Consider the following 23762-nt stretch of genomic DNA (forward strand, 5'->3'; position numbering starts at 1 on the left):
AACATGGACTGATTTGCTTTCATTCAGCCGGGATTAAGCCTGATGACCGTTTTCGACACTGGTCTGCTTTGTGGCGGGAGATGGGTGCCCTACTATTCGCCTCTGTTTTACTGTCCTCGCACCGTTCCCATGCGCCACTGACCCACGGCAGTGCTCTGTCGTTGCCGTCATGGCCACTGCGACGATCAATGCCCGCTTGCGGTGGGTACCCACAAGAGAAACTCAGATGACTACGCCATTCAAGCGCAGCACCCTTGCCAGCGTGCTGGCACTGCTTGCCACCCATGCCTCAGCCTCCGGCTTCCAGATCAACGAGCACTCCGCCGCCGGCCTTGGCCGAGCCTTCGCGGGTGAGGGGGCCATCGCCGACAGCGCCGCCGTGCTGGGTCGCAACCCCGCTGCCATGATGATGTTCGACAAGACCGCCGTCTCGGTAGCGGCCACCATGGTCGATCCGGATTACAGCGTGGACGGGGCCTTTGTCACCGATCTGCCGGGTAGCCGGTTTGACTCCAGCACGCCGGCAAGTCATGGCAACGCCGGCCCCAACGCGGTCATCCCCGCCGCCTACATGATCCACCCCGTCAACGACCAGTGGGCCGTCGGTTTCGCCATGATGACCAACTACGGCCTGGGCACCCGTTTCGACGACAGCTTCGGGGCGGGCAGCCATCCCGCCGCCGGCCTGTTGGCGGGTGAGACGTCCCTGATGAGCGTCAATCTGAACCCCAATGTTGCCTATCGCGTCAACGAGCAGTGGAGCCTCGGGGCCGGTATCAACTACACCCTCGCCACCGGTTACGTCGATAGGGTCGATGCCAATGGAAACGCCAATGGTGCTCACAATACCCTGGCCAACTTCGATGGCGCCGGCAACGGTTGGGGCTGGAACCTCGGTACCCTGCTCGAGATCAACCAGGATAACCGCCTGGCGCTGACCTATCGCTCCCAGATCGATGTGGCGCTGGAGGGGGATTACACCGGGGCAGTGGGGGCGCCCGGCTATAAGGCCGAGGCCACGGTCGATGTGCCCATGCCCGCCATCGCCGAGTTTTCCGGTTACCACCGCCTGACCCCGCAATTTGCACTGCACTACTCCGTGATGTGGACCGACTGGAGCGCCTTTGAAAAACTGGAAGCCGTCAGCAGCCAGTGCAACCTGCCGGGTGGCGTCTGCCTGAGCAAGAACGAGCAGCTGCAAGATGCGATGCGCTACGCGGTCGGGGCGACCTGGTATGTGAACCCGCAGTGGGAGGCACGCGTCGGGGTGGCCTATGACGAATCCGCCGTGCAGAGTGAGCACGCCACCATCAGTCTGCCGGATGCAGACAAGTGGTGGTACAGCGCGGGGGCGACCTATCACATCGATGAGAGCAAGAGCATCGATCTTGGCATGGCTTATATCAATGGGGAAGCGAGCGGGGTGAAGGAAGGGATCCACAACAACGACCCGGGTCAGCCGTTCTATTTCGAAGGCAACAATGAAGGCAATGCCTTCCTGGCCTCGGTCCAGTTCAATATGGTGTTCTGAACGAAACGTCCCCTCGCGGGACGTTTGTGTTATGAGATGACATGAGGGAGAACCATGGCGGGTTCGCGGGTTCAGTCCATCCCTTCCATGGCCTGGAGCTGCTGATTGACCCAGGCGGTGGCGGCGAGATAGAGGTGGCTGACCTTCTCCTCGTTGAGGCCGAGGCGGGCGGTGCTGGCGGCGATCCGTTGCCAGTTGGCCTTCTCGTACTCTTCACAGAACGCGAGGTAGAACCCCAGGTTGCCCTTGCGCTCCAGCAGGGCGGCACGGATCTCGGCGGTCAGCGGTATGGTGCCGAGCAACTGATCCAGCGGCTGCCCCATCAGCACATCCAGCAGGGAGAAGAGCCCGGTGATGAAGGCTTGCTGAGCCTGCTGGGTGGGGGCATGGGTCTGTGCCAGCAGCTCGCAGAAGCGGGCACGGATGAGGGACATCTGGTAGAGCTCGGCACTCTTGTCGTGACCGGCACTGGTGGCGGCGATCAGGGCCACGAAGCGTTTCAGCTGGGCGTGACCCAGGGAGCTGGCGGCCTGGCGAAACGAGGCGATGGGCTGGGGAAAGTGCTTGAGATGGTTGACGTAACGCAGCAGCTTGAGGGAGAGGGAGAGATCCTGATTGAGCAGTTGCTCAATCTTGTCCAGATCCGGCTCGGCCTGATTGACCACCTTCAGCAGTTGCATCACCACCAGCTGGGTCGGGGGCATGGTGGTCTGCTGTACCATCTGGGGCCTGCTAAAGAAGAAGCCTTGGAACAACTCGACCCCGAGCCCCTTCATCCGTTCAAACTCGGCCTTGTCCTCCACCTTTTCGGCGAGATAGGTGAGCGGCAGGTGGCGATGGGTCTGCATGAACCGCTCGATGTTGGCAAGCGGCGTGGCCCGCAGATCGAACTTGATGATATGGATATAGGGAAGGAACCTGTCCCAGGCCGGGACCAGGGTGAAATCATCCAGCGCCAGCCGATAGCCCAGCCCGTGCAGCTGGATCACCTTGTCCAGCAGCGCATCGTCGGGCTCGGCATCTTCCAGTATCTCGATCACCACCTTGTCCTGGGGCAGGCATTCGGCCAGACCGTCCAGCAGCAGGGAGTGAGGGAAGTTGATGAAGCAGGGGTGTCCGCCAAGCAGTTGATCGATGTTCTGTTGCAGAAATTGCTCTGTCACCAGTCGGGAGGTAGCCAGCTGTGCGGAGATGGGGGGAAACACATTATCCAGGCTGTCGCGAAACAGCAGCTCATAGGCATGGGTCTTCAACTCCCGATCCAGGATGGGCTGCCTTGCTACATAGGAATACATGCATCTCTCCAGCATGGGTGAAGGCTTGATTCTATGGTGAAGCGGATCACTATGCCAGTGCCGACCGGGTCGAAACGGTCAGCAACTGGCAGAGTGCAGCCAAGGTTGGCAGGATCAGAACAGGTAGTTGAGCTGCAGGCCAGCCAGCCAGGCATCCCCTTCCGAGGTGCCCTGGAAGGTGGAGGTGGTTTGTGCCATCCCGGGTCTGAGCTGCATGGTCTCGTTCACCTCGACTTTTTTGCCGTCGATCAGGGTCAGCCCCAGATCCAGCGACAGGTTGCGATCTATCTGGTAACCCACCCCGGCGCTGTACCACACCCGATCCGAGTCCGGGATGGAGATGGTGCGGCGATCGGCGGGCACCGGGCTGCGATCGTAGGCCAGGCCGGAGCGCAGCTGCCACTTCGGATCCAGGCGATAGGTCAGGCCGAGGGCGTAGCGCCAGCTGTCTTCCCAGTGTTCGTCCTTGATGTGCATGGTGCCATGGTGATCGAGCTCGGACTCGAGCTGGACGAACTTGCTCCAGTTGGTCCAGTTGATGCTCGAATGCAACGCCAGGGCCGGGGTCAGCTGATGGAACAGGGCCAGCTCCGCAGTGGCGGGCAGCGGCAGGTCCAGGGTGCCGGTGTCGGTGAAGGTACGGCCCAGCAGATCGGTGCCGACAGCATCCCCTGAGAGGGTCAGGGTCACGTCATGGCGATAGGAGAGGCCGATGCGGGTGGCCGGCGACAGCTCCAGCAAGGTGCCGAGATGCCAGCCAAGGGCCCAGCCATCCCCCTTGAGGTGCTTGGCAATCTTGTTGTTGGAGGGGAAGGTGCCGCCCACTTCCCCTTCCCCCTGGATGGCGGAAAGCCCGGCACCGACCGACCAGTTCCGGTTGATGCGATAGGCCAGGGAGGCACCGAGATCCACGGTCTTGATATCGGAGATGTTGCCAAAGTGACCGGCGTTGTAGTTGTCCGGCATCTGGACGCCGAGGCCGTAATAGGAGGTGGCCGCCAGCCCCAGCCACCACTGTTCATTCAAAGGAAGGATGAGATAGGCATTGGGGACCCAGGCACCGTCCGCGATGTCGCTGGCGCTTGCATCCAGCGTCACCGGGCCCATGGCGGTAGGCACCCGGGTCACCCCCTCGATGTTGACGTCAGGCTGGATGTGAATGACGCCCCCGGAGAAGGCGGTGCGCTCGAAGCGGGTCATGGCCGCGGCGTTACGGGCGAGCACGCTGGCATTGTCGGCGATGGCAGCTTCACCGGCGAAGGCGCGGCCCATGCCGGTGGCCGATTGTTCCGCCAGCTGGAAACCGGCCGCCTGGGCTTGACTCGATAACACCAACAGGGCGATGAGGGAGGGCTTCATGTTCGGGAGCATTGCTTTTCCTCGGGATGAACTTGGAATTCATTCTGTTATTTGGTTGGGGACGGGATTTTATATGGTATGACCAGTAAGGCAACGGGGGCGGGGGCAGAGAGGACAAAACGGGATTTAATGCTGGAGGTATTGCCTCTAATAGCTTGATAAAAAACAAAAAGAGTACAGCTGTTTGCTACAGCTGTGCGCCGAGATGGGGATGTCGCATAAAAAAGAGCGCCCGGAGGCGCTCTGTTTTATCGCGATGAAATCAGAACTTCATGTTGAACTGGGCGGAAGCCAGGAAGGCGTTACCGTGGGAAGTGCCCTTCCAGCGAACCGGATCGGTATGGCTGGTCAGACCTTCGTTCACGTCCACTTCCTTGCCATCCAGGTAAGCCATGCCGAAATCGACGCTCATGTCCTGATCGATGTGGTAGGTGGCGCCGGCGCTGTACCAGACACGGTCGGAGTCAGGAATGCTCAGGCTGCGGTATTCCGGCTCGATCGGGCTGTTGTCGTAGGCGAAGCCGATGCGGGCTTCCCAGGACGGGTTGACGTACCAGGTTCCGCCGAGGGAGTAACGGGTAGAATCCTTGAACTTCTCGTCTTTTTGCAGGCAGACCCCACCGGCGCAGGCGTTGCTGGTGGCCTTGAGCTCCTGGAAGGCGCTCCAGTCGGTCCAGTTGACGGAGTAGTGCACCGCGAACTGCTGGTTCAGACGGTGGTAACCGGCGAATTCGGCCTGAGCAGGCAGATCCAGCTTCAGGTTGCCATCGACGGTCCGGTAGCCGGAGGTCAGCCCCTTGAAGTCGCCGTCAAAGCTCAAGTCCACCTGGGAGCGGTAGGTCAGGGCCAGGCGGTTGTTCTCATTGATCTCGTACAGGGTGCCGACGTTCCAGCCAAAGCCCCAGGTATCACCCTTGAGGTGAGCGATGGCGGTGTCGCTGTTGTGAACGATACCTGTCTTGGCAGTCAGACCCGGTGCCAGGGCTCCGGCATAGCGGTTCAGCTCGGCCTGGGCATAGACGGCATTGATGCCGGCACCCACGCTGAAGTTGGAGTTGATGCGATAGGCGATGTTGGGGTTGATATTGAAGGTCAACAGCTCGGTATCACCGGCACCGGCACCGGCCGGGAAGGTCTTGGAGTACTCGGTGGAGAGGCCGTAGTTGGAGAACAGGCCGATCCCCCAGGCCCACTGATCGTTCAGGGGCTGGATGAAATAGGTGGCCGGCACGAAGGCATCTGGCGCGATGTCGCTCTCGCTGGAAGAGGCCAGCTTGGCCGGACCGGCATAGATGTCGCCCGCGACATCCACGTCGGGCTTGATATAGGTACCGGAAACAGACAGTGCCATCTTGTCGAAGGTAGTCATGGCGGCCGGGTTGCGGGACAGCACGGACGCATTGTCGGCGATGGCTGCTTCCCCGGCATAGGCGCGGCCCAGACCGGAAGCCGAGTGTTCGTTCAGCTGGAACGCGGCGGCGAAGGTCTGAGTGCTGGCCAGGGTGACGGCCGCGGCGATCAGGCTTTTCTTGAAAAAGGCAGTTGTCATAGTGTTCTCTCTTTGTAAGCAGATTTTTTGTCGACATCAGGGCTCTTTGGCCGCTATAGACGACAAGATCTGTTGTTATGTCAGCTTCTTCCCATTCATTTCTGGCGTGATTCTATGGATCTGGTAGGAGGTAAGAAATCAGACCAGTGACAGCAGAATACATAAAAGTTTCCATTGTGTTAATCATTTGTTTTAACTTGCCGTTTAAATGGTCTGTTTTATCCATTATTGAATGAATAATATACAATGGGTGTCGTTTGTATCTTTCAAAAAAAATAGTAAAAATGTGACTTCAGGTGGGTATCAAGCGGGAAGTTGTCGGGATTCTGAGATGAACAGGCAGACAACGACGGTGTCTGCCTGTGATATGGAGGGGACGGGGGCCCAGTCAGCCCCAGTCAAGTTCTGTTAAATGGACCAGTGCAGGCGTGACTCAAGCTGCTGGGCAACCGGGGCAAGTGACTCCTGCATGTCTCCAATCAACACCATGTTTGCCCCTTTGAGCGGCAGTATCTCCCCCTTGAGGGTACCGTCTGCAAAATCGGGCTGGATCGTGAGTGGTACATGCTTGGGCACCAGGAACAGGGTGACCGGGCCCATCTTGCCCTGGATCACCATGTGCAGGGCCGGCCCCTGATAAAAGGCACAGTGATTGACATAGGTTACCTTCATGCCGGGCATGCCCATCAGGGTGGCACCATATTTTTCCATCTTGGCGTTGATGGTCTGCAGGCTCACCTTCTCATCCACCCCCTGGATGAAGGGCTCCTCCCCATAGACGTGGGCCATGGCCACCTGGGCCAGCGACAACGGCTCCGATGCCGGTGGCCAGCTGATCCAGCGGGTACTCATGCCGAGCAGGAAGGCGACCGAGGCCGCCATGGCGAGCGGGCGCCAACCTCTGCCTTTGGTCGGGGGGGGCAGTGGCATCACCACATCCTCGCTCGCGTCCATCGCCTGGCGGAGCAGGATCCGCTCGGCGAGACCGGCGGGCACCTCCACCTCCAGGGTGCGGCGCAGTTTGCTGTCCAGCTGCTTCATCTCGTCCAGATGCTTGCGATTGGCGGAAGACGCCTCTGCCGCGGCGAGGAAGGCCGGATCCCTGTCCGAGGGATGGGTGATGGCCCGGCGGCGAAATTCAAGCTCATCCATTGGTGTGACCTCTCTGTTGTACCGCAGCCTCCATGGCCTCTTTGATCTGGTTGCGAGCCCGGAACAGCCGCGTCATGACGGTATTCTTGTTCAGGCCGAGCTGGGCGGCGATCTCCTCGCCGCTGAATCCCCCCAGCACCTGCAACAGCAGGGGTTCCTGATATTCGGTAGGCAGGCGGGCGATATGGCGCCGAAGCCATTCGTGTTCCATCTCCTGCTCGCTGTGCAGCGCATCCGGATCGCTTTGGGGATGCTCGTCGAGATCGATGAGATCGAACTGCTTGCGCTCGAAGCGCCGGGCATTTTCCCGCCGCAAGATGGTGATGAGCCAGGCCTTGGCGGCCTTGTCATCGACCAGGGAGTCGAGCGCCTTCCAGGCTCGCAGGAAGGTCTCCTGCACCAGATCCTCGGCGACTTGGGGATCCCGGCACAGCCAGTAGGCGTAGCGGTAGATGTCCCCGTGCAGGGCGTGCACCAGGGCCTCGTATTTCGTTTGTTTGTCTGCCATATCCCCATAGACCGGGGTGGCCGAGGGATCCTTTCCCGTTCCTGCCTTTTTTTTTCTAAAAAAACCTAACGTCATGAATGCGATTCCTTTTTCATGAGTGGTTTGCCGCAGGCGTCAAGGATGTGCCCACGCCAGTTTTCTGAGGACATAGGCTATCGCAAAAGTCTCCCTGGCGCACAGCGACTGGGCGAGCCTCTGCCAGTCGACCCTTTGGCCGGCAGCGCCAGGGGCGGCAAAACAGGCCCTGTCCAGGTCATCGAGCAGCGTGCCCATGGCGGGATCGCCATGACAGGGCAGGTTGGCCAGGTGCTGGCAAGGCCGTCCCAAGCGCAGCGCTGCCCAGGCCAGCAAGGCCCATCTGGCCGGGTCAGGCTCCTGGGTCGCCAGGGCCCGTTGCAGCCGATAGAAGGCGAGCCAGCGCGGCCCGCCTTGGCACAGGGCGCGCAGCAGCAGCGCCCACAGCACCCAGTGGAGGCTCTCTGCGCCCGGCGCCCTGGCGGGATCGGAGGGGGCGGCGTCACCCTCGATGTGCAGGGTCTGCGTCGGCAGGCGGGCCTGCTCGATGCGCCCGGTACGGGTGTTGAACCAGGAGAGGGTCACGGCGGGCAGGGTATAGCTGCCTGGGGCTTGTGCGGTCAAGGCCTGGCGCCACTGGCGTTCGAAGCGCAGCGCCCCCTTGGCCACGAAACGCTCCTGCTGCTGCTCGCCGTCCGGTTTCATCGAAAGACCCTGCGGCAATGCCGGGGCCGGGATCTGTGGCAGGCGGTTGCCATCCCCTCCTTCCATCACCAGGGTGAGGGTGCGGATCACCGGCTCCCCGACGCTGGCTCCCCTGGCCGGACTGAACTGCTGGCGCAGGATCAGGCTGCTCGCCACCGGCTCCACCGGTGCCTTGTCTACCTTGACGAAAAGGGTGGCCGCTCTGGCGGAAAGCAGATCCCCCGCGTCGTTTTGCGCGGCAATGTCCGGGTCCTGGGGCAATCGACCCTGGAAACGGGGGGACTCCAGGGGATGCAGCCCGGGCTCCCTGGCCTGGAGCAGCCACTTGCGGATCAGGCGCCCTGGCATGCCGGGGCTGGCGGGGGACTCCCAGCGATCGTCGCCGAGGCGGCGTATGGTGAAGCCTTGACCGAGGGGCTCGCCGAGGTTGGGGGCCTCCATGTTGGCGGGCAGCCAGAGGCTCAGCTCATAGATGAAGGGTTGCCCCGGGTAGAGGGGGCCCTGATGCAGCACTCTGGCCTGCAGCTCCACGGGGGAAGGTCTCGCCTCGGGTTGTGGCATCAGGGTGCCCGTTCGGGGGCGCGTCGGAATGGACAGCGCGGGCGTCTGTTCGGCGCCGAGGGTCAAGGGAGGCACCTGGCGGGGACTGGTCTCCAGCAGGTGAAGCGGGATCTGCCAGCGGATCAGGCTGCTCACCTCGGTATTGACGCGGCTGATGCTGACCCGGCCTACCGCAAACTGGCGCAGCAGGGGGAGCAGGCTGAGCTCGTCGCCCTTGAGCTCCCCGTCGGCTTCGATGACGAGCAGCCAGTCGCGTTCGCTCTCCCCCGCCAACAGCTCGGCGCGAGGGGAGGCTGCCTGCACTTGAGCTGTCTGTACCTGGGTGGCCAGCAGCATGGCGAGCAGCCAGCAGCCGCTTAGGCCCTTCATAAACCGGATGAATGAATGCAGCCAAGGGATCACCAGGGCTCCTCCACCTTGATAAGGGGGCGGCGCTCGGCCTCCTTGCGCAGCCGCTGCTCCAGCAAGAGTACGGGGGGCGCCGGGGGGCGGGGGTTGTCCGGGACGGCAGAGGGCTCGGGGGGCTCGCCGCTCTCGGGAGCCTGGGCAGAAGGTGCCGCCTGTGGCGGGCTTGCTCGCAGCAGCGCCAGGTTATGGAGGGCATCCTGGTGCCCGGGCTCCCGCTTGAGGGCGGCCAGGTAGGCCAGCTCGGCCCCCTTGAGATCCCCGAGCCAGACCAGCGCATTGCCCCTGTTGTAGTGGGCGGTGGCCGTGTCGGCTCGGCCATAGGCGGCGACGGCCCTGGCATAGTCACCAGCCCTGTACCAGGCATTGCCCTGCCAGACGGGGTCCTGGAAGGCGCGGGCTGCCTCCTGATAACGCCCCTGGGAGAAGGCGTGCCAGCCCGGCGCCTCCTGGGCGGGCCACCAGGGGGCGGGCGCCGCCTGCAGGGGGGGCGGGGGGATGAACACCACCATGAGCAGCAGCAACCACTGCGCCCCTATGCGGGCCAGCAGCGCCAGGGGCAGCAGAGGAAGCAGCAACCAGGGGCCGAGATCGAGGGACCTGGCCCCGGTCTGGGTCTGGCTCATGGGCAGGGGGGCAAAGAAGGGGAGCCCGGCCTGCAGCCATTGCAATCTTCCCCCTGTGCTGGCCGCGAGATCCGCCATTGCGGCACCGTCCGGTGCCGGCAGAGTCTGCCCCAGGGCGCTGCCGAGTCGCCCCCCCTCGGCGGGGGGCGGGGGCAGCACGGCGCTCTCGCCGGCATTGGCCAGCAGGATGTCGAGTCGGGGGGACGGTGACTGCGGGCAGAAGAGTGTACCCAGACAGGGCCAGAGAGCGGCGATGCGCGCCATCTGGCTTTCCGAGAGGCCGTCGGTGATGAGCAGCAGGCGCGCCTGCTGGCCCGGGGGGATCTGCGCCAGGGCCAGTGCCACGGCCCGCTCCGGTGCGCTGCCCTGAAGCGGCATGATGGCCGGGCGCAAGTCCGGCAGCAGCAGCGAGATGGCCTGATGATCCCGGGTAGGGGGCATGGCGAGGTAGGCATCCCCGGCAAACAGGATGAGTCCGAGGGGATGGGGCGCCTGCCGGGCCGCCGCCTCGGCCAGCATGTCCTGAAGCAACAGCCGCACCCGGGTCGCCCGATCCGGGGGCAGATCCTTGGCTTGCATGGAGCTTGAGAGATCCAGTAACCAGAGATCCAGGGCAGGGCTGCTGACGGTCTGGCTCTGCTGGCGCAGTGCGGGGCCCGCGAGAGCCAGGATCACCGGCAGGGTGGCCAGCCAGAGCCAGGGGATGGCCCGGCCCCGGGCCGGCAACAAATAGGCCTGCATGGCGGGGGCCAGCAGGGGGCGCTGCCGACGACGGCGCCACCCCTGCCATAGCCAGGGCAGCAGGGCCAGCAGCCAGAGCGGGCGCAGCAGCATCAGCTCCATGATGACGCTCCTTCAAGCCACTTATTCATGGGGCGGCTCCGGCGCGTCCCTGTCCGTTCGCCGCCCCGGCCAGCGCAGTCGGGTCGGCCACACCAGCAGCAGCCAGGCGAGCGCCAGGGGCCAGGGATAGAGCTCATGGTGGGGACGATAGAGGGTCTGCGGACGGGCGGCCGGCTCCAGGGTGTCTATGGCCTGATTGATGGCCGAGAGATCGGCCTGGCTGCGGGCGCGAAAATAGCGGCCATGACCAAGTTCAGCCAGTTGCTGCAACAAGGGTTCATCCAGCTCGGCGCTGGGATCGGCCCCTCCCAGGGGGGAGGCGAAGGTATCGGGATCGGCCCCCACCCCCAGGGTATAGAGGCGGATGCCTGCGGCGGCGGCCCGCCTGGCCTCGGTCAGGGGGTCTGCGTTGCCCGCGGTGTTGCGCCCGTCCGTCACCAGCAGCAGGGCGGTGGGGCGGGCGGGGTCGGCGTGCTGGCGGGCCAGCAGTATGGCCTCGCCGAGCGCCGTGGTGCGCCCCACCAGATCGAAATCGAGCTCGCGGGTCAGTGCCAGCAGGGCCCGGGTCTCCTGGGTCAGGGGGGAGAGCAGGTAGGCGTGATCCGCAAAGACGATGAGGGCGATGCGATCGCCGGGGCGCTCGCCGATGAGCTGCGTTATCTGCTGGCGCACCGCAGAGAGGCGATCGCGCTGCTCCCCCTCGTCCAGCATGTCCTGGGTGCGCATGCTATCGGAGAGATCCACCGCCAGGATGAGATCCCGGCTGGCCTGGTAGTGAATGAGGGGGGGCTCCTGCCACTGGGGGCGGCACAGGGCCAGCACCAGGGCACACCAGCACAGGGCCATGCGCCACAGGGGTTGCCCGGCCTGGGGCTGCAGCAGGGGGAAGCCGGCATGGACCAGCCTGGCGCGGCCGGTGCGAGAGACCGGGGGCAGGCCGAAGCGCACCAGCAGCGGCAGCGCCAGGGCGAAGGCAAACCAGGGCCAGGCGAGGATCATCTGGCCCCTCCGCTGCGCGTGCGGCGCCACAACACAGGGCGCGCCATCCAGTGCGGTGCGCTGACGCAGCGGCGCCCCCAGCTAAGGTAGGCAAGGCGCAGCCGCGCCCGCTGCGCCTCATCCGGGGTTTCTGAGCCATAGAGCCAACCCGGCCACTGGTGGACGAACTCGCCAAAATGACAGCCCCCCCGGCGGTCGAGCCAGGCGAGCCATTCATCCCCTTGCAGGGCGCGCGCCTCCGGCCAGCGGGTGATGGCCGCCTCTCTCAGCGCGGCCTGCAGGCCAGGCACAAGATCGGCGGCCTGCCAGTCTATCTGGCGTGCCCAGCGGCGCTGACGCCACAGGGTGTTTATCGTGGCCCAGATCAGTAAAGCGGCGAGCACGGTGATCAGCAGCCAGCCCCAGGCCAGCAAACGGGGATCGCTCGTGCTCTCCAGGGGCGGGCCTGGATGGATGTCGCGAAGCTGTCCCTGGATCTCCTGAAGCCGCGTCAGCGAGAAGATCTCCCCAGGCTCGTGCTGGAGGGGGGCAGTTTGAGGGGCGCTCAAAACAGACGGCATCCAGCCTCCTGCCACTGGCGTTGCAGCGGCAAGCCGTTGTCGAGGCGGTATAGGCGCTGTACCAGGGGCAACAGCTGCTGCTGGCAGGCGTCGGCCTGCTGCCTTGCCGCGGCCTGGTAGCGCCAGCGAAAGAGGGCCTGCCCGGCGTCGAGCCAGCCGCTGCGCTTGCCCGATTGCACCGCCAGTTGCCCCTGCTCGGGCAGGGCTGCCTCCAGGGGATCCCGGATCTGCCAATAGTGGATGTCGTGGCGCTTGCCAAGGCGTTGCAACTGCTGGCAGAGCCCCTGATCAAGGGGCTGATGGTGGCTGATCAATGTCAGTCTGGCGCCATGGGGCAGGCTGAGGCGCGCCAGGGTCTGGGCCAGGGAGTGAGGCAGAGGGGCGCGATCCAGCCCTGCTTCATAGTGGTGACAGAGCGCCTCCAGCAGGGGGATCAGGGAGTCACGCTGAGACTCGCTGCGGGTCTCCACCCCGTGGCAGACCAGGGTGTTTGCCTGCTTCTCCCCCTGCCAGAGCAAGGCGGCGGCAAGTTCGCAGCCGAGGCGGGCCTTGAGCTGGGAGCCAGAGCCGAAATACATGGCGGGGGAGAGATCCAGTAGCAGCCAGTGGGCCTGCTCCTGCTCCTCGGCATACAGCCGGGTGTGGGGGCGGCCGAGGCGGGCGGTGACCCGCCAGTCGATGTGGCGCACCTCGTCCCCGGCCTGATAGAGGCGCAGCTCACGAAAATTCAGACCCGGCTGTCGCCCGAGCCGCCCTTGACGCGCCTGGTGAATGCGCGCCCGCTGACCCTGTCTCGCCCACAGCCGGATGGCCAGCAACTGGGACAGGGGCAGGGCGATGTCGGGATGGGCGCGGGGATCAGCGGATCTGGTCATGGGGGTTGCTCATCAGGGGCATGGGATGGCATCCAGCAGACGGGCGATCAGGGTGTCGTTGTCGAGGTTGTCCGCCAGGGCCTGATAGCTCGGGATGAATCGGTGGCGCTGGACGGCGGGTTGTCAGGGGCATGGGATAAGATCCAGCAGACGGGCGATCAGGGTGTCGTTGTCGAGATTGTCCGCCAGGGCCTGATAGCTCGGGATGAGGCGGTGGCGCAGCACGGCAGGCGCCAGTTGCTGGATGTCTTCCGGCAGCACGAAATCGCGCCCGACGAGCCAGGCTCGGGCGCGGGCGGCGCGGGCCAGGCCTATGCTGGCCCTGGGGCTGGCGCCTACCGCAATGAGGGATTCGAGCTCGGGGCAGAGGCCGCTGCCGGGGCGGGTGGCACAGATCAGCTGCACCAGATAGTGCTCTAGCCGGGTCTGCATCTGCACGGCCTGCACCGCGCTGCGAGCCGAGAGCAAGGCAGCCTGGCTCAGGGTCACGGGGGGCGGCGGCAGGGTGTCGCCCCCGGCGTTGAGCTGCAAGATGGCGAGCTCCATGGCGGGGCTGGGGTAATCCACCATGAGTTTGAGCAAAAAGCGGTCGAGCTGGGCCTCTGGCAGGGGATAGGTGCCCTCCTGCTCTATGGGGTTCTGGGTCGCCGCCACCATAAAGAGCGGCGGCAGGCGCCAGCTCTTCTTGCCCACAGTGATCTGGTGCTCGGCCATGGCCTCCAGCAGGGCGGACTGTACCTTGGCCGGAGCCCGGTTGATCTCGTCCGCCAGCACCAGGTGGTTGAACAAGGGGCCGGGCTGGAACACGAAGCTGGCATCTTGCGGGTGAAACACCTCGCTGCCGGTGAGATCGGCGGGGAGCAGATCCGGGGTGAACTGGATGCGGGCGAAGCGCCCCTCGACGGCGCCGGCCAGCGCCTTGACGGCCCGGGTCTTGGCCAGCCCCGGTGCCCCCTCGATCAACACATGTCCTTCACATAGGAGGGCGATCAGCAGCCCCTCGATGAGGGGGGCCTGTCCCAGAACCTGACTGCCAAGATAGTCCCCAAGTGCTCTGAATTCTGCCGCCGCCATGCAATGAACCCGTTGTTTTTATGGAAGTTGATCTTTTTATACTCCAGTTGGTCCCCAAGGGCGAGGGAGGGGGCCAAGATGGGGACAATTTAGTTTCAATCAGCCGTATGAAAGTTGTGATTGGATTGTTAAGATGTGGCGCTATGAGGTCAGACCTCTCCCTTTTAATCTTCTCGTTTAACCAAGGAGCCAGGATGAAACAGCCATTGAAACTGACGACTCGCCAGGGCGAACGGATTGCCGTCGTGGCGGGTCTGCGAACCCCCTTTGCCAAGCAGGCCACCGCCTTCCACGGCGTGCCTGCGGTGGATCTCGGCAAACTGGTGGTGAGTGAGCTGCTCGCCCGCACCGATCTCGATCCCAAGCTCATCGACCAGCTGGTGTTCGGCCAGGTGGTCCAGATGCCGGAAGCGCCCAACATCGCCCGCGAGATCGTGCTCGGCACCGGCATGAGCGTCAGCACCGATGCCTATAGCGTGTCGCGCGCCTGCGCCACCAGTTTCCAGGCAGTGGCCAACGTCACCGAATCCATCATGGCCGGCACGGTCGACATTGCCATCGCAGGCGGGGCCGACTCCTCTTCCGTGCTCCCCATCGGGGTGAGCAAGACCCTGGCCCGCGCCCTGGTGGATCTCAACAAGGCGCGCAATTTGCAGCAGCGTTTCAATATTCTGCGTCGTCTGCGCATCAAGGATCTGATGCCGGTGCCGCCCGCAGTGGCCGAGTACTCCACCGGCCTCTCCATGGGACAGACCGCCGAGCAGATGGCCAAGAGCCACCAGATCAGCCGCGAGGCGCAAGATGCCCTGGCCCACCGCTCCCATACGCTGGCGGCGCAAGCCTGGGCTGAGGGCAAGCTCAGTGGCGAGGTGTTCACCGCCCATGTGCCCCCCTACAAATCGCCGCTGGATCGGGACAACAACATCCGCGAAAGCTCGGATCTGGCGAGTTACGCCAAGCTAAAGCCGGTGTTTGACCGGCTGCATGGCTCCGTCACCGCCGCCAACGCCACCCCGCTCACCGACGGCGCCGCTGCCGTGCTGCTGATGCGCGAAGGGCGGGCCAAAGAGCTCGGTCTCGAGCCCCTCGGTTATATCCGCAGCTTCGCGTTCTCCGCCATCGACGTCTGGCAGGACATGCTGATGGGCCCCTCCTATGCCACGCCGCTGGCGCTGGACAGGGCCGGCATCACGCTGGCCGATCTGACCCTCATCGACATGCACGAAGCCTTTGCCGCCCAGACCCTGGCCAACCTCAAGATGTTTGCCAGTGCCGAATTTGCCCGCGACAAATTGGGCCGGGATCAGGCCATCGGTGAGGTGGATATGGACAAATTCAACGTCCTCGGCGGCTCTTTGGCCTATGGCCACCCCTTTGCCGCCACAGGTGCGCGCATGATCACCCAGACCCTGCACGAGCTGCGGCGTCGGGGTGGGGGACTGGGGCTCAACACCGCCTGTGCGGCGGGTGGGCTGGGTGTGGCCATGGTGCTGGAGGTTGAATGATGAGCGCTAAGACTTTTTCACTGGATATTCGCAAAGACGGCATCGGCATCCTCACCATGGATGTGCCCGGTGAGAGCATGAACACCCTGAAGGCCGCCTTCGCAGACGAGATCCGCACCGTGCTGGCCGAGATAAAGGGGAACCGCGATCTGATCGGCCTGGTGATCACCTCCGGCAAGAAGGACTCCTTCATCGCTGGGGCCGATATCAGCATGCTGGCCGCCTGCACCAGTGCCCAGGACGCCGAGACGCTGTCGCGGGAAGGGCAGATCGTGTTTGCCGAGATCGAGGCGCTGACCATACCGGTGATCGCCGCCATTCACGGCCCCTGCCTCGGTGGCGGGCTGGAGCTGGCGCTCGCCTGTCATGGCCGGGTGGTGACAGATCACGCTAAAACCGTGCTGGGCCTGCCGGAAGTACAGCTCGGCCTGCTGCCGGGCTCCGGCGGTACCCAGCGCCTGCCGCGCCTCATCGGGGTGGCCAAAGCGCTGGATCTGATGCTGACCGGCAAGCAGGTGCGGGCCAAGCAGGCCAAGAAACTGGGGCTGGTGGACGATGTGGTGCCGCCTTCCATACTGCTGGAGGCCGCCATCAAGCTTGCCAAGAAGGGCAAGCCCCGCCATCAGCTGAAGCGGGATCTGCAGGGCAAGGTGCTGGAGACCAATGCCCTGGGTCGCAAGGTGCTGTTCGATCAGGCCCGCAAGGGAGTCAAAGCCAAGACCCGTGGCAACTACCCGGCCCCTGAGCGGATCCTCGAGGTGGTGCGCATCGGTGTGGAGGAGGGGATGCAGGCCGGCCTCGCCGCCGAGTCCCGTCACTTTGGCGAGCTGGTGATGACGGCGGAATCCGCCGCCCTGCGCTCGATTTTCTTCGCCACCACAGAGATGAAGAAAGAGGTCAGCTACCAGGGCGCCGAGCCGCGCAAGGTGGCCCATGCCGCCGTGCTGGGCGGGGGCCTGATGGGGGGCGGTATCGCCTTCGTCACCGCCACCAAGGCCGGGGTGCCGGTGCGGATCAAGGACGTAGGGAGCGCCGGCATCGGCAACGCCATGCGCTACAGCTATGACCTGCTGGCCAGGAAGCTCAAGCGCCGCCAGCTGCTGCGCAGCGAGCTGGAGAAGCAGATGAGCCTGCTCACCTGCACCTTGGACTATTCCGGTTTCCACCGGGTGGACATGGTGGTGGAGGCGGTATTTGAAGATCTCGCCCTCAAGCACCAGATGGTGGCGGACGTGGAGCGCGAGTGCGGTGATCACACCGTCTTTGCTTCCAACACCTCCTCCCTGCCCATCCACCAGATAGCGGCCAATGCCGCCCATCCGGAGCGGGTGGTGGGGCTACACTACTTCAGCCCGGTAGACAAGATGCCGCTCGCGGAAGTCATCCCTCACGCCGGCACCAGCGCCGAGACGGTGGCCACCACCCTGGCCTTCGCCCGGGCCCAGGGCAAGACGCCTATCGTGGTGAAAGACGAGGCGGGCTTCTACGTCAACCGCATCCTGGCCCCCTACATGAACGAGGCGGCGCGCCTGGTGCTGGAAGGGGAACCGGTGGAGGTGCTGGACAGTGCCCTGCTGGACTTCGGCTTCCCGGTCGGCCCTATCACCTTGCTCGATGAGGTCGGTATCGACGTGGGGGCCAAGATCTCCCCCATCCTCGAGAAAGAGCTCGGCGGCGAGCAGTTCCAGGCCCCCAAGGCCTTTGACAAGCTGCTGCAAGACGATCGCAAGGGGCGCAAGAACGGCAAGGGCTTCTACCTCTACGGCAAGGCGGCGCCGCGCAACAAGCTCACTGGCAAGGAGGGCAAGAAGACGGTGGACGAGAGCGTCTACGCAGTGCTCGGGGTCAAGGTGTCGCCCAAGCTGGCCCGCCAGGAGATCGCCGAGCGCTGCGTGCTGCTGATGCTCAACGAAGCGGCCATGGCGCTCGACAGCGGCGTGGTGGCCTCGGCCCGTGATGGCGACATAGGTGCCATCTTCGGCATCGGCTTCCCGCCCTTCCTGGGCGGTCCCTTCCGCTACATGGACAGCCTCGGCATCGATCACCTGGTGGGGCGCCTCGAGTACTACCAGAAGCGCCATGGCGATCGCTTCGCCCCCTGTGCACGCCTCAAGGCAATGGCGGCGGAGCAGCAGCGCTTCTACTGATCCCAGGCGACATGCAAAGGATGTATGCGAGGCGACCCCGGGGTCGCCTCGCATTTTTTGTCTGACCGTGAGCAGGGAAGGGGGGAACGCTCGCCCCATGGGCAAAAAATCGGCACATCAGGGGCCAAATCATTGATCTGGCGCAAACTGGTGCCCCATTTATTACTTTGGTGGCATAGGACTCAGGCGCCGGTTGAGGTCAAATAGCCTTATCAGGAACGGGGACTACTCCGTCACGAAAGGGACACCCATTTCACTGGATGAAGGACACGTTATGAGTCTGCTTGAACAAACCATCTGGAACATATTGGGATACGGGGCCATGCCCTTTATCTTCCTGAGCGGCTTCGTGGCCGTGGCAGTGATCTGCTGCCTGCTGCTCAATGCCTTCGGGGTCAAGTCCGCCGAGAAGTGAGTCACTCTCGTTCATGCCGCCAAATGCCAGTCTCACGACTGGCATTTGTTTTATGTGTCTTTTAAGGCACTTATCCAGGCCCAAGTGGGGCAACTGTGGTCAATATGGTCGAACCCGGCGGCCATTTTGATTACACTGGCGCCCGGCATGTCCGCCCTTTTTCTTTTATCAGGTGTTCACGATTTCTATGGCGCTCAAGGCAACCATCTTCAAGGCCCAGATCAGCTTGTCTGACATGGACCGCAATCTCTATCAGGACTTCTCCCTCACCCTGGCCCGTCACCCCTCCGAGACCGACGAGCGGATGATGATCCGGCTGGCGGCCTTTGCCTGGCACGCCGCCGAGCGGCTGGAGTTCACCAAGGGACTCTCGGCGGACGACGAGCCAGAGCTTTGGCGCAAGAACTACTCCGACGAGATCGAGCTCTGGATTGAACTCGGCCAGCCCGACGAGAAGCGCCTCAAGAAAGCGTGCAACCGCTCCCGTCAAGTGGTGCTCTATCTCTACGGTGGCCGCGGCACCAGCGTTTGGTGGAAGCAGAACCAGGGCAAGCTCGGCCTGCACGACAACCTCACCGTGATCGAGCTCTCCGACAGCCAGACCCTGCCCCTGACCGCCATGGTGGAGCGTACCATGCAGCTCACCTGCACCATCTCGGACGGCCAGCTCTGGGTCAGCAACGGCACTCTGGAGGTCACCCTGGATCCCGTGGTGCTGATGGGGCGCCCCGCCCGCGAACTCTAAGACGGACTCCCCATGCTCAGTGCCCTGCTCGATATCGTCATCCCGGTGTTTGCGGTGGCGGGCCTCGGCGCCCTCTACGGGCGGCTGCGCGGGGGAGCCGAACTCGGTTACATCAACCGGGCCAACATAGAGCTCTTCTCCCCGGCGCTGGTCTTCTCGGCGCTGGTGAAATACCCGCTGGATCTGGCGGCCCACCTGCCGCTTATCGCGGCCGGGGCCCTGGTGATCCTGCTGCCGGGCTTGCTGCTCTCCCTGCTCAGACTCAAGGGCATAGAGCGAGCGGCGCTCATCTTGCCCGCCATGTTTCGCAACACCGGCAACCTCGGCATCCCGCTGATGGTGCTGGCCTTTGGTGAGCAGCAGCTCGGCGCCATCGTCATCCTCTTCGTGCTCTCCAACCTGCTCCACTTCTCGGTGGGCATGTTTATCCTCTCGGCCAATGCCTCGCGCTGGCTCTGGCTGCGCAGCCCCATGCTGTGGGCGGCTCTGGCAGGACTGCTGGTGGCCAACTTGCAGATCCCGCTGCCGGACTATCTGGTGACCAGCGCCTCCCTGCTCGGCCAGATAGCGGTGCCCCTGATGCTGTTTGCCTTAGGCATCCGGCTGATGGAGGGGGAGCTGGGCCACCTGGGGCTGGCGCTCAAATGCAACCTGCTCTATCTACTGGCGGGGGGGATCTCTCTTGGGATCGCCGTCTGGCTGCTGCCCCTGGATCCTGACTGGATACCGCTCCTGACACTCTCGGTGGCGCTGCCCCCGGCGGTGCTTAACTACATGCTGTGCGAGCAGTACCAGTGCCAGCCCGACAAGGTGGCCAGCATAGTACTCGGTGGCAATGCGCTCTCTGTGGTGGTGATCCCCCTGGCGGTCTGGTTGGCGCTGCATCTGGGGAGTTGACCTAGTGTTGTATTCAAGGACGCCTGATGGCGTCCTTTTTATTGCTATCGCGAATGTCCGATTACGCTTCGCTCATCGAACCTACGGCTCCTAAACCCGATTGGTTCTGTTCCCCTTGACCTTGCTGGTGATCCCTTTCGGAAACCAGCCCCCTTTACCCACCCGTGCCCGTACCTTTTTTTGATACTGCTCAGGGGATAGCACCTTGGGGGTTTTGTGGCGGGTGCCGTTGCAGTGCCGACAGGCGGCAACGATATTAGAGGGCTGATCAGAGCCCCCATTGCCGCGTGGCTTTAAATGCTCTCCTGTGCACTGCAATAGCCGGGCTTCGGCAGGGGTTAGGCTGTACTGATGCATCAGTGCGGCAGGGGAGGATTCCCACATAGGCAGTCCGCAATAGAAGCAGTGAAAGGATTGGCGAACGGCAGCTTGGTGGCGTTGTTTGGCGATGTTACCCATGGTCGTGACCTCAATAAATTTGATATTGAAGTCCGTAACGGTATGGATTGAATGATTGCCGGACGGACTTCGGTTCAAGTTGAAGTCCCGTCGGCCTGACTGGCTCAGAGCGGGTACTGACCGGCACAACCGGATCAGCCTTACACCGCTCTCCACAGATACAGCGGCAGTCAATTAATAGCGGCAGATCCATTGATTGTAAAGCCAACAAAACAAGAGGATATACATGGCATCGTAGATGCAAACAGGTCCATTCATGGAGGTATTATGGAAGGTACTGCGTATATATCTGACTAGAGTGCGATAGATGCCAAGCATATCGCCTTGTTTCGGGTTAGACGAAGGGGGGGAGAGCGGAGAGGGAGGAATGAGATAAAAACTGGACGGCCTTGGCCGCCCTGTTTATTGATGGGTGGCGGGTTGTGGCTGGGCATCCTTGCGCAATTGGGTATAGAGGCCAACCCCCGCCAGCAGGCCGGTGAGGGCCAGCAGCAGCCAGATGGCGGTGGCGGGGCGGCTGCCTGCATCCCCCAGCATAAAACCGATAAGCAGGTTGCCAAAGAGTGCCATGCAGCCCCCGGCGCTGGCATAGAAGCCGTAGTAGCTGGCGAGTTGCTCAGGGGGGGCGTAGCGGGGCAGCTGGGCGGCAAAGAGCGGGAAACAGAGGATGGAGCCCAAGGAAAGCAGGGCAACCTGTGTCAGGACCCCCGCCGTCGGCCAGGGAGAGAGCAGCGGCAGGGCCAGATAGCTCAGGCCCATCACCCCGATCCCCAGCCCCATGGCGAGCGGCACCCCAAGATGGCGTTCCACCAGACGGGACGCCGGCAACTGGAGTAGAACGCCGATCACCGCCGAGAGGGTGAAGACGCCGCCGAGCAGCTGGGTGGCGTCCGGCAGGCTCTGGATATGGGCGGGCAGGGCGAGATAGAGCTGGTGGAACAGGATCTGGTAGCTGCCCGCGAGCAGGGTGAAGATCATGAAGGGACGCTGGCGCAGGATCTCCCGCCATTGGCGCAAAATGGCGCCGCGCGGGCTCTGGTTGGCCGCCGGGCGCTTGGGCAGCACCCGGTACTGCAGCACTCCGAGCAGGGCGAACAGGCTAGCCGCCAGAATACCCGTCAGGGCATAGCTCTGCTGGGTCAGGGTCAGGCCGACCAGGGGGCCGAGCAGCATGCCCGCCTGGCTGGCGAGATTGTGCAGGGCGAAGGCGCGCTGACGCTGATCGGGCGCGCTGCATTCGCTGGCGAGATAGGCCTGGGCGCAGGGGGTGAACAGGGCCCCGGCAAAACCGGTGAGGGTCGCCGCCAGCAGCAGTATGGGCAGGGACTCGGCCCAGCCGAGCAGCACGAAGCCGACCGAGCGCACCAGGCAGCCCCAGACGATGGCGGGGTGATAGCCGATGCGATCCCCAAGGGTGCCCCCCAGCAGAAACAGCCCCTGCTGGCTGAAGACCCGCATCCCCATGACCAGGCCGCAGGCCCAGCCGGCGAGGCCAAGCCCGCTGCCCATGTGCTGGGCGAGGAAGGGCATCATCATGTAGAAGCCGAGGTTGAACGCCAGACCATTGATGATGAGCAGGCGGGCGGCCGGGCTCATGCCTTGCCAGTCCCGCCAGTAGGAGGCGCCGTTCATCTTGTGTGTACTCGGGAGCCGGTTGCGGGCCATGCCGAAGGCGCCGTCATGGGAAGTCTCGTCATGATTGTCTTCGCAGGGTACGCAGGAAGGGGGTACCGCTCTGATCGTGGCTTATCTGCACCGGCACCTGATAGAGGCGCTCGATGAGGGCTGCGTCGAGCACCCGGGCGGGGGGGCCGAAGGCTTGCAAGTCGCCCCCCGCCAGTACGATCAGCTGATCGGCAAACTGGGCGGCGAGATTGAGATCGTGCAGCACCACCAGGGTGATCCACTGCTGCTCCCGGGTCTGCTGGCAGAGGTGCTCCATCAGTTGCATCTGGTGGTGCAGGTCCAGGGCGCTGACCGGTTCGTCCAGCATCATGATGCGGGGATCGCGCAGCAGCACCTGGGCAAAGAGCACCATCTGCCGCTGGCCGCCGCTCAAGGAGTAGAGGGGGCGATCCGCCAGATGGGCGATGCCGAGCGCCTGCAGGGCGCGACCGGCCGCCAGTATGTCCTCGTCCGCCAGACGCATGGAGAGGCTGTCGAGGCGCCCCAGCACCACCACTTCGATGACGCTGAGATCCAGCTCCAGCTGGATGTTCTGGGGCATGTAGCCAAACTGCTGGCGCCATTTGGCTTGCGTCATCTGGCGGGCACTCTGGCCCCCCAGGCGGATGTCGCCAGCGGCCGGGGTCAGTTCACCGAACAGGGCGCGCAGCAGCGAGGTCTTGCCGGTCCCGTTCGGGCCGATGATCACATGGACCTGACCCGGATGCAGGGTGAGGTCGAGCTCTCGCAGCAGGATCTGCTGGCCGAGGGAGAGGGAGAGTCGGGATATTTCAAGCACGTTTACGCCCTCTGCCGAGGATCAGCCAGATGAAGAAGGGCACACCAATCAGGGCGGTGACGATGCCGATGGGAAAGAGAGCCCCCGGAATGATGGACTTGGAGAGCACCGAGGCCGCCGACAACATGCAGGCGCCGCACAGGGCCGAGAGCGGGATCAGGAAGCGTTGATCTTCCCCCACCAGCATGCGGGCGATGTGGGGGGCCACCAGGCCGACGAAGCCGATGATGCCGACGAAGCTGGTGGCGGTGGCGGTGAGCAGGGCGACCAGGATCAGGGTCTTCATGCGCAGCCTGTCCACGTTGACCCCGAGGCTCCTGGCCCGGGCTTCCCCCAGACGCAGGCTGGTGAGGGCCCAGGCATCCCGGTAGATGAGCAGGGTGCAGATCAGGGTGACGGCGGCCGTGATGATCAGGGAGTCCCAGGTGGTGCGCATCAGGCTGCCAAACAGCCAGAACATGATCTGCTGGTTGAGCTCGGGGGAGGAGAGGAACTGCAGCAGGGAGAGCAGAGACTGGAACAGGAACAGCAGGGCGATGCCCGCCAGGATCAGGGTCTGGCTGCTGATGTTGCGCATCATGGCCAGACCAAACAAGAGGCTGGCGGCAAACATGCACAGGATGAAGGCACCGGCCGGAATGGCGATCAGGGGAGGGAGCCCGAGACCGCCGCTATAGAGCGCCAGTGCGGCGCCAAGCCCGGCCGCCGCCGCGAGCCCCAGGGTGAAGGGGCTGGCCAGGGGGTTGTCCAGCAGGGTTTGCATCTGGACGCCGCCAAGGCCGAGCGACGCGCCGACCACCAGCGCCATCAGGGCGATGGGCAGGCGCATGTCATGGACTATGGTGCGGGTCATGGAGTCCGCCTGGGCGGGGGCGATCAGGGCATCGACCACCTCCCCAAGGGGCAGCAGGGAGGGGCCGGTGGCGATGTCGAGCACTAGCGTAATGCACAGCACCAGGGTGAGCAGTGCCAGCCAGTGCCAGCGACGGCGCTCCCGTTGCCGCTGGCGGGTGAGGGTCTGCTGCAGGGCAGCCAAATCATTCATGATGACAATCCTGAAGCGGGCGCCATGA

21 protein-coding genes are annotated in these 23762 nt (G+C 63.8%); 6 read left to right on the plus strand and 15 right to left on the minus strand.

Going from position 1 to position 23762, the window contains the following annotated elements; all coding sequences use genetic code 11:
* Positions 1 to 226 precede the first annotated feature (226 nt).
* Positions 227 to 1531: an outer membrane protein transport protein gene (locus PG898_RS03085; RefSeq protein ID WP_043129893.1), complete on the plus strand. Its 1305-nt coding sequence runs from the start codon at positions 227 to 229 to the stop codon at positions 1529 to 1531.
* A 71-nt stretch (positions 1532 to 1602) separates the two neighbouring features.
* On the opposite strand, the gene PG898_RS03090 is transcribed toward PG898_RS03085, so the two are convergent.
* The 11 genes from PG898_RS03090 to PG898_RS03145 all read right to left on the minus strand — a co-directional run bounded on the left by PG898_RS03090 (position 1603) and on the right by PG898_RS03145 (position 14057).
* Positions 1603 to 2826: an EAL and HDOD domain-containing protein gene (locus tag PG898_RS03090; RefSeq protein WP_043129894.1), complete on the minus strand. Its 1224-nt coding sequence runs from the start codon at positions 2824 to 2826 to the stop codon at positions 1603 to 1605.
* 114 nt (positions 2827 to 2940) lie between these two features.
* Positions 2941 to 4197 (minus strand): OmpP1/FadL family transporter, encoded by a 1257-nt coding sequence (locus PG898_RS03095; RefSeq protein ID WP_270823524.1) that lies wholly within the window; start codon positions 4195 to 4197, stop codon positions 2941 to 2943.
* 250 nt (positions 4198 to 4447) lie between these two features.
* Positions 4448 to 5734, minus strand: coding sequence for an outer membrane protein transport protein (locus tag PG898_RS03100; RefSeq protein ID WP_043129896.1), 1287 nt, complete (start codon positions 5732 to 5734; stop codon positions 4448 to 4450).
* A gap of 408 nt (positions 5735 to 6142) precedes the next feature.
* Positions 6143 to 6886, minus strand: coding sequence for a DUF3379 domain-containing protein (locus tag PG898_RS03105; RefSeq protein WP_043129898.1), 744 nt, complete (start codon positions 6884 to 6886; stop codon positions 6143 to 6145).
* On the minus strand, positions 6879 to 7469 hold the full coding sequence (locus PG898_RS03110; protein ID WP_081934451.1) for a sigma-70 family RNA polymerase sigma factor: 591 nt from the start codon (positions 7467 to 7469) through the stop codon (positions 6879 to 6881). Before PG898_RS03110 ends, PG898_RS03105 begins: the two co-directional genes overlap by 8 nt.
* A 39-nt stretch (positions 7470 to 7508) precedes the next feature.
* Positions 7509 to 9044, minus strand: coding sequence for a BatD family protein (locus PG898_RS03115; RefSeq protein ID WP_043129947.1), 1536 nt, complete (start codon positions 9042 to 9044; stop codon positions 7509 to 7511).
* 29 nt (positions 9045 to 9073) lie between these two features.
* On the minus strand, positions 9074 to 10549 hold the full coding sequence (locus PG898_RS03120; RefSeq protein ID WP_043129900.1) for a VWA domain-containing protein: 1476 nt from the start codon (positions 10547 to 10549) through the stop codon (positions 9074 to 9076).
* A 21-nt stretch (positions 10550 to 10570) separates the two neighbouring features.
* The gene (locus tag PG898_RS03125) at positions 10571 to 11548 is read right to left on the minus strand and encodes a VWA domain-containing protein (RefSeq protein ID WP_043129902.1); all 978 of its coding nucleotides are present in this window, start codon (positions 11546 to 11548) and stop codon (positions 10571 to 10573) included.
* Positions 11545 to 12108 (minus strand): DUF4381 domain-containing protein, encoded by a 564-nt coding sequence (locus PG898_RS03130; protein ID WP_043129903.1) that lies wholly within the window; start codon positions 12106 to 12108, stop codon positions 11545 to 11547. The genes PG898_RS03125 and PG898_RS03130 overlap by 4 nt, the downstream gene beginning before the upstream one ends.
* Positions 12093 to 12983, minus strand: coding sequence for a DUF58 domain-containing protein (locus PG898_RS03135; protein WP_043129904.1), 891 nt, complete (start codon positions 12981 to 12983; stop codon positions 12093 to 12095). The genes PG898_RS03130 and PG898_RS03135 overlap by 16 nt, the downstream gene beginning before the upstream one ends.
* Positions 12984 to 13106: 123 nt before the next feature.
* Entirely contained in the window at positions 13107 to 14057 is a 951-nt protein-coding gene (locus tag PG898_RS03145) for an AAA family ATPase (protein ID WP_043129905.1), read from the minus strand.
* A 194-nt stretch (positions 14058 to 14251) separates the two neighbouring features.
* On the opposite strand from PG898_RS03145, the gene fadI reads away from it, so the two are divergent.
* From fadI to PG898_RS03170, 5 genes are all read left to right on the plus strand, one after another.
* Positions 14252 to 15562 carry an acetyl-CoA C-acyltransferase FadI gene (gene fadI / locus PG898_RS03150; protein WP_043129906.1) on the plus strand — a complete coding sequence of 437 codons (1311 nt, stop codon included), beginning with the start codon at positions 14252 to 14254 and terminating at the stop codon, positions 15560 to 15562.
* Positions 15562 to 17709, plus strand: coding sequence for a fatty acid oxidation complex subunit alpha FadJ (fadJ, locus tag PG898_RS03155; RefSeq protein WP_043129948.1), 2148 nt, complete (start codon positions 15562 to 15564; stop codon positions 17707 to 17709). The genes fadI and fadJ overlap by 1 nt, the downstream gene beginning before the upstream one ends.
* Positions 17710 to 17983: 274 nt before the next feature.
* Complete coding sequence (locus PG898_RS03160) at positions 17984 to 18124, plus strand: TIGR02808 family protein (RefSeq protein ID WP_081934454.1); 141 nt, start codon at positions 17984 to 17986, stop codon at positions 18122 to 18124.
* 187 nt (positions 18125 to 18311) lie between these two features.
* Complete coding sequence (locus tag PG898_RS03165; RefSeq protein WP_043129908.1) at positions 18312 to 18869, plus strand: YaeQ family protein; 558 nt, start codon at positions 18312 to 18314, stop codon at positions 18867 to 18869.
* A 12-nt stretch (positions 18870 to 18881) separates the two neighbouring features.
* Positions 18882 to 19766, plus strand: a complete 885-nt coding sequence (locus tag PG898_RS03170; protein ID WP_043129909.1) for an AEC family transporter — start codon at positions 18882 to 18884, stop codon at positions 19764 to 19766.
* Positions 19767 to 19856: 90 nt separating this feature from the next.
* Here the strand turns inward: PG898_RS03170 and PG898_RS03175 are convergent, their stop codons facing one another.
* The 4 genes from PG898_RS03175 to PG898_RS03190 form a co-directional block, all read right to left on the minus strand.
* Positions 19857 to 20225 carry an HNH endonuclease gene (locus PG898_RS03175; RefSeq protein ID WP_081934455.1) on the minus strand — a complete coding sequence of 123 codons (369 nt, stop codon included), beginning with the start codon at positions 20223 to 20225 and terminating at the stop codon, positions 19857 to 19859.
* A gap of 402 nt (positions 20226 to 20627) precedes the next feature.
* Entirely contained in the window at positions 20628 to 21890 is a 1263-nt protein-coding gene (locus PG898_RS03180) for an MFS transporter (protein ID WP_270823525.1), read from the minus strand.
* A gap of 28 nt (positions 21891 to 21918) precedes the next feature.
* Positions 21919 to 22689 (minus strand): ABC transporter ATP-binding protein, encoded by a 771-nt coding sequence (locus tag PG898_RS03185; RefSeq protein ID WP_043129911.1) that lies wholly within the window; start codon positions 22687 to 22689, stop codon positions 21919 to 21921.
* The gene (locus PG898_RS03190; protein WP_005326119.1) at positions 22682 to 23734 is read right to left on the minus strand and encodes a FecCD family ABC transporter permease; all 1053 of its coding nucleotides are present in this window, start codon (positions 23732 to 23734) and stop codon (positions 22682 to 22684) included. The genes PG898_RS03185 and PG898_RS03190 overlap by 8 nt, the downstream gene beginning before the upstream one ends.
* Positions 23735 to 23762 lie beyond the last annotated feature (28 nt).

It is taken from the genome of Aeromonas sp. QDB31, from assembly GCF_027707605.1.
In the GTDB taxonomy this organism is placed as follows: Bacteria; Pseudomonadota; Gammaproteobacteria; order Enterobacterales; family Aeromonadaceae; genus Aeromonas; species Aeromonas media.

Excerpts from the sequence above, each read along its gene's own strand:
- PG898_RS03085 (WP_043129893.1), top strand. The coding sequence starts at position 227 with ATGACTACGCCATTCAAGCGCAGCACCCTTGCCAGCGTGCTGGCACTG.
- PG898_RS03090 (WP_043129894.1), bottom strand. The coding sequence starts at position 2,826 with ATGTATTCCTATGTAGCAAGGCAGCCCATCCTGGATCGGGAGTTGAAG.
- PG898_RS03095 (WP_270823524.1), bottom strand. The coding sequence starts at position 4,197 with ATGCTCCCGAACATGAAGCCCTCCCTCATCGCCCTGTTGGTGTTATCG.
- PG898_RS03100 (WP_043129896.1), bottom strand. The coding sequence starts at position 5,734 with ATGACAACTGCCTTTTTCAAGAAAAGCCTGATCGCCGCGGCCGTCACC.
- PG898_RS03105 (WP_043129898.1), bottom strand. The coding sequence starts at position 6,886 with ATGGATGAGCTTGAATTTCGCCGCCGGGCCATCACCCATCCCTCGGAC.
- PG898_RS03110 (WP_081934451.1), bottom strand. The coding sequence starts at position 7,469 with ATGACGTTAGGTTTTTTTAGAAAAAAAAAGGCAGGAACGGGAAAGGAT.
- PG898_RS03115 (WP_043129947.1), bottom strand. The coding sequence starts at position 9,044 with ATGAAGGGCCTAAGCGGCTGCTGGCTGCTCGCCATGCTGCTGGCCACC.
- PG898_RS03120 (WP_043129900.1), bottom strand. The coding sequence starts at position 10,549 with ATGGAGCTGATGCTGCTGCGCCCGCTCTGGCTGCTGGCCCTGCTGCCC.
- PG898_RS03125 (WP_043129902.1), bottom strand. The coding sequence starts at position 11,548 with ATGATCCTCGCCTGGCCCTGGTTTGCCTTCGCCCTGGCGCTGCCGCTG.
- PG898_RS03130 (WP_043129903.1), bottom strand. The coding sequence starts at position 12,108 with ATGCCGTCTGTTTTGAGCGCCCCTCAAACTGCCCCCCTCCAGCACGAG.
- PG898_RS03135 (WP_043129904.1), bottom strand. The coding sequence starts at position 12,983 with ATGACCAGATCCGCTGATCCCCGCGCCCATCCCGACATCGCCCTGCCC.
- PG898_RS03145 (WP_043129905.1), bottom strand. The coding sequence starts at position 14,057 with ATGGCGGCGGCAGAATTCAGAGCACTTGGGGACTATCTTGGCAGTCAG.
- fadI (WP_043129906.1), top strand. The coding sequence starts at position 14,252 with ATGAAACAGCCATTGAAACTGACGACTCGCCAGGGCGAACGGATTGCC.
- fadJ (WP_043129948.1), top strand. The coding sequence starts at position 15,562 with ATGAGCGCTAAGACTTTTTCACTGGATATTCGCAAAGACGGCATCGGC.
- PG898_RS03160 (WP_081934454.1), top strand. The coding sequence starts at position 17,984 with ATGAGTCTGCTTGAACAAACCATCTGGAACATATTGGGATACGGGGCC.
- PG898_RS03165 (WP_043129908.1), top strand. The coding sequence starts at position 18,312 with ATGGCGCTCAAGGCAACCATCTTCAAGGCCCAGATCAGCTTGTCTGAC.
- PG898_RS03170 (WP_043129909.1), top strand. The coding sequence starts at position 18,882 with ATGCTCAGTGCCCTGCTCGATATCGTCATCCCGGTGTTTGCGGTGGCG.
- PG898_RS03175 (WP_081934455.1), bottom strand. The coding sequence starts at position 20,225 with ATGGGTAACATCGCCAAACAACGCCACCAAGCTGCCGTTCGCCAATCC.
- PG898_RS03180 (WP_270823525.1), bottom strand. The coding sequence starts at position 21,890 with ATGGCCCGCAACCGGCTCCCGAGTACACACAAGATGAACGGCGCCTCC.
- PG898_RS03190 (WP_005326119.1), bottom strand. The coding sequence starts at position 23,734 with ATGAATGATTTGGCTGCCCTGCAGCAGACCCTCACCCGCCAGCGGCAA.